The 13,436-nt window shown below is 39.5% G+C and carries 10 protein-coding genes, 3 pseudogenes and 1 riboswitch; of the genes and pseudogenes, 3 read left to right on the top strand and 10 right to left on the bottom strand.

Annotated features, from left to right (window positions below):
• Nucleotides 1-171 precede the first annotated feature (171 nt).
• Nucleotides 172-933, top strand: a complete 762-nt coding sequence (locus tag L2D08_RS05930) for an SDR family oxidoreductase (RefSeq protein WP_242232837.1) — start codon at nt 172-174, stop codon at nt 931-933.
• A gap of 189 nt (nt 934-1,122) precedes the next feature.
• Here the strand turns inward: L2D08_RS05930 and L2D08_RS05925 are convergent, their stop codons facing one another.
• The 3 genes from L2D08_RS05925 to L2D08_RS05915 form a co-directional block, all read right to left on the bottom strand.
• Nucleotides 1,123-1,293, bottom strand: coding sequence for a hypothetical protein (locus L2D08_RS05925; RefSeq protein ID WP_242232836.1), 171 nt, complete (start codon nt 1,291-1,293; stop codon nt 1,123-1,125).
• Between the two features lie 234 nt (nt 1,294-1,527).
• Entirely contained in the window at nt 1,528-2,361 is an 834-nt protein-coding gene (locus L2D08_RS05920; protein ID WP_242232835.1) for a 3'-5' exonuclease, read from the bottom strand.
• A 610-nt stretch (nt 2,362-2,971) separates the two neighbouring features.
• Nucleotides 2,972-3,205 carry a TetR/AcrR family transcriptional regulator gene (locus L2D08_RS05915; protein ID WP_242232834.1) on the bottom strand — a complete coding sequence of 78 codons (234 nt, stop codon included), beginning with the start codon at nt 3,203-3,205 and terminating at the stop codon, nt 2,972-2,974.
• Nucleotides 3,206-3,535: 330 nt separating this feature from the next.
• A riboswitch (cyclic di-GMP riboswitch) is annotated at nt 3,536-3,619 on the top strand.
• Between the two features lie 23 nt (nt 3,620-3,642).
• Between L2D08_RS05915 and L2D08_RS05910 the strand changes: the two genes are divergently transcribed.
• Together L2D08_RS05910 and L2D08_RS05905 are read left to right on the top strand one after the other, a co-directional pair.
• Nucleotides 3,643-4,197, top strand: a complete 555-nt coding sequence (locus L2D08_RS05910; RefSeq protein WP_242233165.1) for a L,D-transpeptidase — start codon at nt 3,643-3,645, stop codon at nt 4,195-4,197.
• Nucleotides 4,198-5,148: 951 nt separating this feature from the next.
• A pseudogene (locus L2D08_RS05905) lies at nt 5,149-5,238 on the top strand (YjcZ family sporulation protein); the annotation flags it as partial.
• Between the two features lie 213 nt (nt 5,239-5,451).
• On the opposite strand, the gene L2D08_RS05900 reads toward L2D08_RS05905, so the two are convergent.
• The 7 genes and pseudogenes from L2D08_RS05900 to L2D08_RS05870 form a co-directional block, all read right to left on the bottom strand.
• Nucleotides 5,452-5,697, bottom strand: a complete 246-nt coding sequence (locus L2D08_RS05900; RefSeq protein WP_242232833.1) for a hypothetical protein — start codon at nt 5,695-5,697, stop codon at nt 5,452-5,454.
• A 299-nt stretch (nt 5,698-5,996) separates the two neighbouring features.
• A pseudogene (locus L2D08_RS05895) lies at nt 5,997-6,106 on the bottom strand (preQ(1) synthase); the annotation flags it as partial.
• Nucleotides 6,107-6,111: 5 nt separating this feature from the next.
• A complete protein-coding gene (locus L2D08_RS05890; RefSeq protein WP_242232832.1) occupies nt 6,112-7,278 on the bottom strand; it encodes an aminotransferase class I/II-fold pyridoxal phosphate-dependent enzyme in 1,167 nt (388 codons plus the stop codon).
• 333 nt (nt 7,279-7,611) lie between these two features.
• Entirely contained in the window at nt 7,612-8,109 is a 498-nt protein-coding gene (locus L2D08_RS05885; protein WP_242233163.1) for a tyrosine-type recombinase/integrase, read from the bottom strand.
• Nucleotides 8,052-8,462: a hypothetical protein gene (locus L2D08_RS05880; RefSeq protein WP_242232831.1), complete on the bottom strand. Its 411-nt coding sequence runs from the start codon at nt 8,460-8,462 to the stop codon at nt 8,052-8,054. The genes L2D08_RS05885 and L2D08_RS05880 overlap by 58 nt, the downstream gene beginning before the upstream one ends.
• A gap of 25 nt (nt 8,463-8,487) precedes the next feature.
• A pseudogene (locus L2D08_RS05875) lies at nt 8,488-8,670 on the bottom strand (acetate kinase); the annotation flags it as partial.
• A gap of 428 nt (nt 8,671-9,098) precedes the next feature.
• Complete coding sequence (locus L2D08_RS05870; RefSeq protein ID WP_242232830.1) at nt 9,099-12,950, bottom strand: leucine-rich repeat domain-containing protein; 3,852 nt, start codon at nt 12,948-12,950, stop codon at nt 9,099-9,101.
• Nucleotides 12,951-13,436: the final 486 nt, after the last annotated feature.

Below are 13,436 nucleotides of genomic sequence, written 5' to 3'. Positions count from 1 at the left end.
TCTGCTTTGCTGCCGGTAATTTACGCAGCTCACAATATAATTTTTTATATAAGCTCTGTTACATGCTGCTGTTGATTTTCTTGTTGAATAAACGGGCAGATTCACTGAATAAAGCTCCCGACATCTGAATATTACAATACAACGATCATTCAAAAAACAGAGGTGTTGTAATTGAGGATATTGGTTACAGGTGCAACAGGACAACTGGGTTCAGCTTTGCTAAATCAACTTAAGGGTTCTGGTTATACAGTTAAAATAACTTCGAGAAGAAAACCTGAAGAAATAGGAGATTTCGATTGGGTTTATAGCGATTTATTGTCTTGTAAAGGTATAGAAGAAGCCGTAAAGGATGTAGATGTCATTATTCATGCAGCAACAAGCCCGATTAAAAATTCAAAAAGCGTTGAGGTTTCAGGTTTTAAGGAATTTTTAAGAAGGATTCCACACATACAACATTTTATTTATCCATCAATTGTTGGCATAGATGAAATACCACTCAATTATTATAAGCTAAAATATGAAGCAGAAGGTTTATTAAAGAATAGTTCTATCCCTTATACAATTGTACGTGCAACTCAGTTCCATCACTTTGTTGAAAATTCATTTTTATCAAAACCTTTTTTTAAAAGATATATTGTCCCTGGAAATATTAAATGTCAAAGTGTCGATGTAAGTGAATTTGCCAGTCATTTAATAGATTTAGTGGATAAAGGTCCACAAGGAAGAGCGAATGATTTTGGCGGACCGGATATAATGACATTAAGAGAAATGGCTGAACTGAAAATCAAAGTAAATCATGAAACAAATAAAATTTTAAGCATTTCCCTGCCAGGAAAGCTATATAGATCTTTCCTCGATGGAAAAAATACTAATACTGTTCAAAAAGCAGGGAAAATTACATTCGAAGAATATTTAAGTAATAAGATAGAGTGAGGATGTTTTATGTGTAAGGTTGTTGAGGCTTTTCCTAATAATGGTGAAGAAATGCACTTAAATGAACAGAGTCTTCAGTTAAAGAAGAGGTAAACAAGGAGATAAAAAAACAGTCCTTTTTCTTTTGGTCAACGATCAACACTATCGTTTAACGGGCTTTATATAAAAAGAACTAACTCCTTAAAAGAGTCAGCTCCGTATTTCAACAACTTTATGGATTGTATAGTGCCCTACACCGGATTGGTTATCCAGCCTGTCCATTGCGATTTCTTTGGCTTTAGCTGCGGTTTCTTCTACGACCTCAATAGTTTTTAAATCTAACGGTATTTTTTCATAGTATTGAACTTTGTAATTGGGCATTTTTGTCCCTCCTTTTTTAAGGATATTACCACAATCCACCACAACGAAACATTACGTGATGTAACACTGCGCTGCTCCATTTTGGCGATCCAGATATACGATGAGGTCCATAAACGCCAGCCGGCTTTTACAAGTGAATTCCAAAAATGCGGCTGCAAGGTGCATAAGTGTGATCAGCAAAAAGAGATGCCTTGCCAGGGCACCTCTTCTTAAGCAGACTATCGTCTTGACATTTCATTTTTTGGCAAGCAGCAATGCTTTGTGGGATATATATTTCTCGGATGCCTTTTGTTTTTGCGCGTCAAAATCAGTTTTAAAAACAGCCGTTACGTGTTCATTCAAATCAAGTGCAGCGGCCCGATCCAGCCAGATAGGGCTCTTAAAAAAGGCATCGAATGCCACATCGTCTACGTCATGCTTTTTCATATACGTGAAGATGCATTTCATTAATTGCTTTTTTCCGCTGGATTTCAGTGTATCCTCGTGCAGATACCGTTCTTCGGGTGTTTTGTTTGATTTGTACGCCGCATGAACATCCAGCTTTCCGTGAAGATAGCGAAACACCTTTAAGGTATTCATCGAATCATCTAAGCTGTTGTGTGCCTGCCCGTCTGCCTCGATTTGGAACACCTCCATGGTTTTAGTCAGGCTGGGGGTGTTGCCGTTAAAGGTATCATACAGGCCAAACTGAAGAATCGGCAATATGTCAATATAGGTGGACAGGTTCAGAGAAGGAAGCCGGTAACGTTGGCATTCCTTTTCCAAGAACCGATAATCTTCTTTCCCCCATGTCACAAAACAAGATTCCTCCGTGCCAAGAAACGCCTTAAACTTCTTTAATACATCCGGAAAAGTCGGGGCGGAAGACACAGCCCGCTCCGTGATGCCTGTTAGTTTTTTCGTAAACGATGTTAACCGTTCTGCCGGCTTCACCAGGGATGAAAAGACATCGACCACGTCCAATGTAGCGGGTGACACTTTCAGAGCCGAGATTTCGATAATTTCTTCCAGGTGGTGCGGATTCCATTTGGACGCATTCCATTCAATATCAAGTACGATGTAATTCACAGTATCCTGCCTCTCTCATTGTCTATTTCTCATTATACAGCCATTTGAGAAAAGAAACAGAGAAAAATGAGTGAACAAAATAAAGCGTCTGATATCCGGTCTCGTGGCAGCGTGTGTATTTGCCGAAGCCGCGGAAACATGGAAAATCCTTATGGGTGCGATTCTCTCCTTCAGCTTCCACACGGCTATACTCTTTCCCCTGCTCCTTATCGATTGTCCACTGTCTTGTATACAGGCCACGATCCATCATACACAAGGAAATGAGATATTTTATAAAATGGAGTCTTTTATGTTCTTTTTTTGGAACCTACTTATGAAGTTCGTATTTTTGTTTTTTCCATCGTTTAAATTTTTTACAGGACTGAGTGTTTCATATTGTTCTTTAATTGTGTCATCAAGAACATGTGAATCAATTAGGATCGTTTAGCTTCTCTAAAAGGGCTCATGTTTTTTGGGAGACCGGCAATGATCCTGTACAAACTGTTTTTTGTTTCATTGAAAGTAATGGAACCATTTTGAACATTAACTTCTTGTTTTTTCAGCGCCAATACCATCCATCATCCATTAACCAATTTTTCTTATTATAAAGAAATGAATTTGATTGCAGTCATTAGTGCAGAATTCGATTTTTTGCTCTTAACAAAATCGAAAAAAACAGATTAATATACGTTTTCTTCCATTTCCCGTCATTCCCGTTCGCATTTGCAGCTAATTCTTGTATTTCTTTAAAATACTGATTACTCCAGTCTTCAACCATTCCTTTAATCAAGGCGTCCTTGCCCGGAAAATGATATAACCATCCTCCTTTGCTTAAGCCGTTTTTTTCAACAGCTTCCAATGTCAATTGTGTAACGCCTTCTTCCATCACAATCGTTGATGCAGCACTGAAAATGCTTCCTTTTTTGCGGAAATTTTAGATTCGGACATCATTACCCATAAATTTAATAACCTGACTATACCGTTTGGCCGGTTTCTCCAAATTAAATAATTCCTCCTTGATTTTGGGCGGCAGCCTGCAGCAGGGCGGGGGCAAGTCCCTGCATGGTGCAGATCAATAAAGCAAACTGCGTTATTTACCGTCTTTTTCCTCAAATGTAATTAATTTTTAAAGTTATTTTTCGTTACATTTGAAAAATATGTAATATAATTGTAATAATGTATTTTTTAAATTTTAAAAAGATAAAGGCAAACCATTCAAAAGATTGGGACGCAAAGCTACAGGTCTAAGGTTTTAAACTATGATGGCTGGGTTGCAGAATCATAGGAGTGATATATTTGTTGATGAAAAAGTTATTCAAAAACCTATTTGTAGTGTTAACATCATTTGCACTGGGCGTAAGTATTCTATCCACGAAAGCGGAAGCTGGTAATGAAAAAAACAATGACCTTATCATAGTCAACAAAGCTTATAATAAGATGGTGTTTATAAACGATGGGTTTATTGAAATGGTTGCACCAGTAGGAACAGGCCGCACATGGGAGCTCACCCCTGTCGGGCAGTTTAAAGTGGTGAATATGGTCAAAAATAGACCTTATTACAAAAAAAATATCCCTGGTGGTTCACCAAATAATCCTCTTGGCGCACGATGGATTGGCTTCAGCGTGCCGGGAAATTGGGGAACTGAAACAGGAAATGTATTTGCCCTTCACGGAACCAATCAACCGGCCTCTATCGGTGGTTACGTTAGTTCTGGATGTATCAGAATGTATAACAGCGACATTATTAAGCTATATGATAAAGTCGCTAACGGAACACCTGTGACAATCACTTATTCATACAAATCATTCCAAGAATTAGCAAAAATATATGGCTATTCGATAAAGGGTTTTAGATAATTCTAGAGCGACTTAGGTTTAAGCCGCTCTTTTTATGTGTTCTTCCCTTGTTTTTGGGCGGCAGCTGGCTGGGGGTGTGGAGGCGAGCCCCCCGCATTGCGTAGATGAATAAGGCAAAAGGGATTTATTATGACTGGCGGTATACTGGCCGCAGCAAGCTCTTTCCCGATGCTCCTCTATGCAAACTGCCGCTTTAAAATTGTCTCTTTCTTTATCAACCTGCCAGTAAATGGTTTGATGTTCCAAATCCATTTCGCATAATAATGTACTTGGATGCATGAGAGATGAAGACAGAGAGGGCCTTTGTACAGCAGATGGTATTACTGCATTTGTAAAACGGTACCAGTCCTTTCAGTTATGGCACTGAAATGAACTGCATAGCCTTTTAAAGCCATTTCCGCCTGCGTTGGGACTCTTTGGAGTTGTCTTACGCAAGTATACGCGGTGCCTTCATGCCGGAAGTTTCTGCGCTGATCCCAACGATCAAGCTGTATACAGGATACGCCGGCGGCCTCCGCAATTTCTGAACGGTTTAGCCAGTGGTTACGGTCACGTTTTCGGTCATAATACGGCTTCAACATCAGCTCCATGGCAAGGTAATGCCGTTCCTCCAGCGGCGGCACCTGCGAGGGCTGATTGCTGCGTTTTTTTACGTTTTGTCGTACGTATAATACTTCCAGTTTAAATTATTGTTCTCTTTCATAGAAAAAGATGATCAGAGGAGACAACCGCTCAATCCAATACGTATATCTGTTCATATCCTATAACATAGATTCAATTATTATAGATCAATTCAATGAAATTGATTTATATAATTGCTTCACTACTTTTCTATAAAAGAGGTGAAATAGTATGGGTTTCTTCGGTGGTTACGGCTACGGTGGTTACGACGGCGGCGGTTACGGCGGCGGCTACGGAGGCTGCGGTTGCAGTGGCGGTTCTAGCGGCGGCTACGGCTATGGCTTTGCACTGATTGTAGTGTTGTTCATTCTTTTAATTATCATCGGCGCTTCATTCAAAGGCGGCTACGGCAAGTGCTAAGTTAAAGGATCCAGCGCCATTTCAGCGACTCCCCCCCCGGAGTTCTCAAGCGCTTAGAAATGGCATTTTTGTCGCTGCGGAGCTTTCCGCGGCTTTTTTTTATATGGATTGCTAAACACTGTGGCAGCCGCCCTCAACGGCTTTAATATAAAGCATATACTAAATGTATCTCCAGTTGCGATTCAAGCGGTCACTTCACTAGACCGCTTTTTTTTATGTGTTCGGCCAGCCGTCCTGGTCTTTATCCGGATCCCAGCCGTATTTCTCACGCAGTACCTTCTCAAACGCCTCCTTAACAAACATAGTTTTAAAGCCTTGGCCTTTAGCCTTTGATAATTTGTTTATGGCGTCGTTCATATCGTTTTTCTTATAGCGTGTACGTGCTGCAAGATTCGTTCCGATTCTATGGGCTATATACCAGCCAAATAAACGGATGATGAGTGCCTGGCTGCCTCCCAAACAAACTCTTTAAATCTGCGTGAAATGAAAGGAATGGCAAAGCACAATATCCACGTACACACCGCAGTCTATAGGCATCAACTGGCTTTTATAGTTGCTTCTTAATAGATTCGAGCCATCGTCAGGCTTTTTGCGGCTGTAAGGCGTATAGCAACCAGAACAAAAAAGAGATGCCATATTAAGACACCTCTTTCACGCAAATGACCGTAGTCGCATCCTGCAATATTTTTTGTTTTCCTGGCCACACATTTGGTCACCTTTCATCCAATTTTCGCGCGGCCATCCTCTTCCCTTTCTCCTTACCGGCTATCCACCGTCTCTGGATACAGGGCAGGTTCATCATGCGGTATTCCGCCATTTTCCCGTGTTTCGTGCCAGGCTTCCCGTAGTTCGTGTACGGATGAATGGATCCTGTTACATGCCTTTTTTATTTATTTTTAAGTATTGCTCGATTCTATTCATCGCTTCATTCAACTTTTCCATCGAATAAGCAAAGGAGATACGTAGCCGATCCGATCCTCCTTTTGTAAAAACGGTACTGGGCAGAAGACCTACTTTCGCTTGCTCTAACAGTTCCATGCTGAATGCGTAGGAATCATGATGAAATCTTGTTATACTCGGAAATGCATAAAACGTGCCATCAGGGACCATTGTATCGAATCCCAGGGCATTTAATCGTTTACACAGGTAATCTCTCCGTTTTTGATATTCACGTTTCATTTGTTCCACTTCTTTTTCTCCGTGATTGAGGGCATAGGCAGCGGCTTCTTGCGAGATAGAAGAGATACTTGTATTGAGGTATTCATGAACTTTAAACAGTTCATTGGTGATATAGGAAGGGGCAAGCGTATATCCGATTCTCCATCCCGTCATCGCATGAGACTTGGACACTCCATTAATCACAATTACTTTTTCTCTTATAGAGGGAAATGAAGCGATGGATTGATGAGGCTGATCAAAAACCAATTCACTGTACAATTCATCTGAAATGACGAAAACATGATGTTTTTCGATGACTTTCGCCAAATCCATTAACTCATCTTTTGTTAGGATGGCACCTGTTGGATTAGAAGGGGATGTTAGAATGATTGCTTTCGTTTTAGGTGTAATGGCTTGCTCCAGTTGTTCTTTTGTTAACTTAAAACGAGTACCGCTAACATCAATAGGCACGAGCATACCGCCGCACAACTTTATAACGGGCTCATACCCTGGATAAGCGGGTGTTGCAAGGATCACTTCATCACCCGGTGACAAAAGGGTTTTCAATGTAAGAAAAACGGCTTCTGTTGTCCCATTCGTGACAATAATTTCCGTGTCGGGATTATACGATAAATGGTATCTCCGTTCCATAAATGATGATACTGCTTTTCGCAGTACAGATTCCCCCGCCGTTGGTGCATAAAACGTGCGGTTGTTGTCTATGGCAGCCTTCCCTGCTTCTTTTACTAAAAAGGGCGTTTGAAAATCAGGTTCGCCTATTGTTAGTGCCACAACATCATCATATGCTTTAATGATTTCAGACATTTTTATGATCCCGGAAATTTCGAGTGACTGCACGTCTTTATTGAATAAATTTTTCATAAAACCCACTCACTCGCTTTCGAATTATTCCGTATTTAAAAAAAGAAAAATAAGCCCTTTGAGTGAAAAAAATAGTAAACATAAACAAATCTTGTTTTGTCCATTTTCATCTCCGTAAAACGACTCCATGGATTTCCCTTGTGCTTTGCCTGGATAAATCCGATGCTGGCACCATTCCGGCACTCTTTCCATCTCTCTCCAAAAGCATTTTTGTTTCTTCTTATTATATTATTTTTATATTTATTGGTTTAAAACCATAAACGTCAACTTACATCACGACGGCAGGCACAAGTCTATCGTGCCATTTTATCCATTTCTAAAATATACTTTTTTTCAAAAACCGAAACCGTATAAACTGCCCTGTATCTTAGTAAAAGCTTGTTCACAAAAATATTTGTTTATAAAAAAGACATCCCCAACTGGAGACACCTCTTTTTTACGTATATGACGCGGCCACATTTCAGCCAATTTCGTATAACCACGCTCATACCCGCACCTCTTACCGGTTATCAACGTTTCCGGATACAGGAACTGTTCGTGCTGACTCTTTATAACCGTGTCAAATACGTGAGAATAAATCATTGTCGTTTGAATATCACGATGCCCGAGAATCTTCTGCAATACCCCCATCAAGCCTCCACGTTCCAAAAACATTTTAGATGCTGTATGCCTGAATAAGTGAGGATAAATTCTTCGTTTAACCCCTGCCTTTTCGGCAATGTCTCTTAGCTGCTTTCGCACTGTGCCGCTCACCAGCGGTTTTCCCGTATTCGTTAAAAAGATATACTTAAAATCAAATTCCTCTGTTTCAGGGATAAACTGTTCAAGCAAATCCAATGTTCTAGTTGTAATCGCCTGGCATCTGCAATGGTAAAGTTAGAAACAAGCTTTCTGTTGGAAAAGCGGCATTCAAGGTCATTAAACAGCTTCTGACCGCTCTCCAGCGTGTGCTTTGATAGATTCTCAAGCTTCTTCATTCTTGTAACAGCCTCTCTGGCTTTTTCAACCGACAGTGTTTCCTGAGCCTGTGTTTTTCGTTTCTTTTTTACCAATGAAAAAACCCTCTTAGTGTGTAATGGTTTCAACACATAAGAGGGTTTTAAAGTGACATTCAGGTCATGGTTTATTTCACCAAATGTTCTATCCAAAAGCTCATTTCCTGACTTGTCACCATAACCAGTCATTCACGTAAAACGCTGCTGCAGCGCCTTACACACCAGCTAAACGGGAAACGTCACGCGCAATCATGACTTCTTCGTTCGTTGGAATAACGATGACTTTAACTGGTGAGTGCGGGTAGCTGATAAACTGCTCTTTACCGCCTGTATTGTTCAGTGCTGGATCCCAGTAAACGCCCATAAACTCAAGGCCATTCAAAATACGGGCGCGTAGTATTAATGTTATGGACGATTAGCCAATTATCACATCCAAAGCCCTTCAGATGTGTATTCACCTGTATAATACCGCAAATCAGTTATGGTTTCATGCTATTTTGGTTCAATATTCTTTTTAATTCATTACTGGTCAACTGTCACTTTAAACGCCCGTCTAAATTTATTCGGATGTACCCAGTTTCCGCCTTTCGTGCATACGACTAAGTCACATGGAAGATACTTATCTCCCAGCACTGCTCGCTCACGAAGGACACACTCACGATGTGCTCTCAGGCTGCTCAGTAGAGCGTCAGGGACATAGACAACTCTTAGAGTGTTATAGCTTAACAGACCAAATGACTTCATAAAAAAAGCAGCCCTTTTATTTTCTTAAAAGGCTGCTTTAAAAACTTAGCTCAGCTATCTTTGTTTGCTTGTTTGATTGGTTTATTCTTTTGGTTTTTTATTAACATCATTAATAATAATGCTCTCTTCACTTCTGCTTTTTTGCTGACCTTCCTCTTGAATGCTAGATGTGCTCTCTCCAAAGCTCAATCTGTTGATGGGATTGATTCGATTTCCATTAAGCTCAAAAACTGTCCATAGCGTACCTGGAGTGTTTTGGGGCACACTAAATGTCTCTACTCTTCCATCTGAAAAAATCACTCTCACTTTTGCTCTTGAACTTGAGAGTCCCGTGCTTTCTCTTGTATTAGATTTATTTGTGTAATCATGTACCGAATATCTATAGGTACCGCTTGTTTGATTATAAATAGTGGTTGTTTCTGGTCCATACGAGTCGAGATCATCTACATCCAGCTCTGCAAGCGTTGCTCCAGACAACTGCTGTTGTTTATTTGAATAATAAACGTGAAAACGTTCTGCTGAATTTGGTATTGGCCCAGTTAAATGGGAATCTAAATCTGATGGCGATTCACCCCATTCTAAGACAATCCTAACTTCGCCGTCCGGTAAAACCGGGGAAACAGATGCATTTTGATTTTCCTTTATCTGTCCATTCCCTAGAGATACAACGTTTATCGTTTCCGTAAAAAAGCCCTCTCCAGCAATTTCTAAAACATAATTACCGCCTGGCAAGTCCATAGAATAATTACCTGAAGAATCTGTAGAGCTAGACCCTACAACTTCTCCCGGGCGATCTTTTGTGCCATTTCGGAAGGTTAAAGTCAAATCTTCCTGTCCTCTGCCTGTTAAAGCATTTGTAATTTTGCCGGTTATCTTACCTAAACCTTCAGAACCAATTTTAAGCTTATACGCATCCCCACTGCTCCCATTTATGAAAAGGAAATATGTTTCGTCCGGTTTTAAGTTTGAAATATCTAACTCCATTTTTTCATCTTCAGTAGTGAAGTCATGTGGTTGAATAATCATATTTCCATCTTTATCCTCAATTCTGATGTTCAAGGAATCTTCCATTGTCTCCGGTTTAATTGGGGAAATAATTAACTTATCAAAGCTTGTTACTTCGTTTGGAAGTTTAAATTTGTAGCCTTTTCTTCCATCTAATTCACCCGGCTTTTTTGCAAGAAAAATATCTAACGGTACATTGTAAGTAAAGGGTAACTCCATGAATAAACTATCTTCTGGGTTTTGATTTGGACGATACCAAACATCAAAGTCTGATTTCCACAAATCTCTAATAATAGCCGATTCATTGTAATCAATTTCATTCATCTCCGCTAGGCTTAAATACGCTCTTGGGGAATAAAAATGTCCTATGCCATGCCAGTGTACGCGTTCATCTAACCAACTATCTGGTTCTCCTAGAGGTTTTTTTATGTGATCAATCGGAAAAAGTATATCTGTACCTAAATGTTCTCTCCATCCTCCGGTAAAATCGTAATTTATCCAAATATTATCTATTTTCTCTCTATATGATTGTTTGCCTTTATTCTTCCATTGCTCAGGTTTTAAGTAGTTATTATCTACTTCGTCTTCCGGTTTCTCAAAACCTGGAGCATTGAAGGTCACAGCTTTTTTAAACTGATTATCTTCAGATATTTCCAATTGTTCTGCTGCTACCCGTTGCGCTAACCACCCACCAAGAGAGTGCCCTGTAAGGAAGATATCCGGTTGTGAATCTTGTGAATATTCTTCCTCTATTTCCTGATAAAATTCGATAGCTTGTGTTATTTGTTTACTATTTTCATGACCCCAATTCGCCCACCCATTTGTTTTTATCCAATCCCCAAACCAATCTCCAGGGTCCCGTAACGGTTTGGCTACTGAAATAGATCCCCTGTAAGCAATAACAATTTTTGAATTATCAGGACTTTGAAATGCCGCAGCATAAAATCCAGACTTCCCTTTCCGGGTATCCAATACCTTCCAAAAGTAAATTTCATTGAGGCTAACTGTTGAGTCTATTCCAGTAATGTAGAAACGATCTTGTTCTGAGGTGTTTCTGTCATGCTCGATTAAATTTTCCCGAGTTTTATCTGAATAGTTTTCCCACTTTTTCTGCAGCGTTGTGGAAATAGGATACTCGATATTCCCTTCTAAATGCTCTCTTCCCATAGCCTTGTAGATTGTCGGCTGATTATGATCGACTTTATGGAAATCTAAATAAACGAGATCTGCAAATTTCAATAATTTTCTTTCGGATATGGCAGGATCTGCAATAAAGTTTTGTGAACCTCTAGTTTCCTCAGGAGCTATTTGAAATTTCTTTATGATTGGCTGCTTTAAATTTTTCCCGTTTTTCGTCTTCACCGATTTTGTTATATAGATGGTGTATTCCTGTCCCGGTGCATATCCGCCTTCTACCGGTAAAATTTTTACAGATTTTCCGTCTACAGCTGGTACAAGGTCGTTTTCAATCCGTACATTTCCTTCCATGACATAAACACTGTTTCGTTGGATACTTTCCGGGTCTACGGCCTGGTTAAATGTAATTGTCCACTCTTTTCTTCTATCAACCGTTACGGCTTCTTCCGAACCGGGCAAAGAAGCAAATTGTGAAACTGGATTCTCAGCAAACTCCACTGATTTCTCTGAGATTGGAAGATTCTTAATTTCGGTCATTGAAGAAATTTCATTCTGCGAAATGTCGAGCATACTTAAACTCTCCATATTCTGCAAAGGGGACAAATCCTTTACCTTGTTGGCCTCTAGATCCAGCCATTCTAACTCGGTTAAATTGGAAATACCGTTTAAATTAGTAATGTCATTCGAACTGATTGTTAATTCTGTTACTTTTTTAAGATTTTCAAGTGGACGAAGATCTGTAATTTTATTTGAGCCAAGGTCTAATTTGATTAAGTCAGTCATTTCACTTATTGGGCTTAAATCTGTTAGGTTGTTTCCTAACAACTCTAGTTCTTCCAAAGCGGTCAGTGTTTTAATAGGTATAAGACTTTCTATTTGGTTTTGATCTACGTTTAATGATCGCAAATTTACAGCCTGCTCAAGTCCTGTTAAGTCCCTGATTCCCTGTTTAACGGCCACCAGAGTGGACAGCTTAGACAAATCTCCTTTATTCAATGGGCCATCGGTTTTTTCAATCTCTGCACGGATTGCACTTTCAAGATTGGCATCCGGAATATTGACAGGTGTTTCATCATTCCCCATAACAATAGCTTTCCGTTCAATTAAAGCAGCTGCCACATTTGCCGATGCTTGATCTGTAAAAATATTGATCGGATTTGCAAAAACAGACAGTTCATTGATCTTCGTCAATTCACCTAAGGCCTGAATACTATCAATATTGTTTTTATCAAGTGACAGTTTTTCTAGGTTTGTTAATGCACGCAATGCTGAGATATCACTGATTGTGTTGTCGTTTAAAGAAAGTTCTTTTAAACTTGTCTTGTTATGTAAAATGCTGATATCACTGATTTGATTGCCAGAGAGGTCTAAGTATTCTAGCGCATTTAAATTTTCTAACGCCTGCAGGTCTTCCACCTTGTTTCCATTAATAGTGAGTGCTTTCAGCTTCTGAAAATTACGGATTGGTGTTAAATCTGTAATATCGTTTCCACCCAAATGAAGGATTTCAAGGTTTACGGCCGGTTCAAGCCCTTTTAAGCTGCTTATACTGGTGTCTTGGGCTGAAATCCCTGTCAGACTTTCTAAATCCTCCACCGTAAGCGGATCAGATGGTTTATTAAGCTGTGCACGAATAATCCATTCTAAATAGGGGTCTTCAATTACCACAGCTTCCGCCTGAATATCAGCACTAGGTGTCTCCCTTTCATTCGCAGCAACGAACTGTGGAAAAAGAGAACCAATCAACAAAAGAATCATAAAAACATTCAACCCTTTAAATAACCTATCCATGACATCCTCCTATATACTTTTGTCTAATCTTCCTACTTACACTTACTTTATTCATATTTCGTTTTTACTACTCCCCTTCTTTTTACTACTTCCTTAAATCTTTATTTTATTTGAACTATAACTTATTCCACACAAATGTTCCAAATCCTTCATCTTTATAGATCGTTTTACAAAAACAAATAAAATACACTTTGAATTTTCACGACTATTTTCTGATAATGAAAAATACAGTTGGCACCATGTTAAGGGTAGCTTTCTCTTATAATAAAATCTGTCTTTCATCTTGTGTTATATTTATATGAAATAAGAAGGGGCTTTACAGAACAATCGAAAAAGCCGGACTAGTCATTAGGGACTGACCCCATAGAGTGAGGCAAATAAAAACACCTTTAAGTTGAAAACGGGTATGGGGACTGACCCCGTTTTTGAGACAGGGATCAAAACACCTTTAAGCAGCCAGCTGCCGATACTTGACCGGCGGCTGGT

The organism is Domibacillus sp. PGB-M46 (genome assembly GCF_022668875.1).
Taxonomy (GTDB): Bacteria; Bacillota; Bacilli; order Bacillales; family Domibacillaceae; genus Domibacillus.
This window is presented reverse-complemented; position numbering and strand designations above follow the sequence as displayed.

Excerpts from the sequence above, each read along its gene's own strand:
- L2D08_RS05925 (WP_242232836.1), bottom strand. The coding sequence starts at position 1,293 with ATGCCCAATTACAAAGTTCAATACTATGAAAAAATACCGTTAGATTTA.
- L2D08_RS05910 (WP_242233165.1), top strand. The coding sequence starts at position 3,643 with ATGAAAAAGTTATTCAAAAACCTATTTGTAGTGTTAACATCATTTGCA.
- L2D08_RS05890 (WP_242232832.1), bottom strand. The coding sequence starts at position 7,278 with ATGAAAAATTTATTCAATAAAGACGTGCAGTCACTCGAAATTTCCGGG.
- L2D08_RS05880 (WP_242232831.1), bottom strand. The coding sequence starts at position 8,462 with ATGACTGGTTATGGTGACAAGTCAGGAAATGAGCTTTTGGATAGAACA.
- L2D08_RS05870 (WP_242232830.1), bottom strand. The coding sequence starts at position 12,950 with ATGGATAGGTTATTTAAAGGGTTGAATGTTTTTATGATTCTTTTGTTG.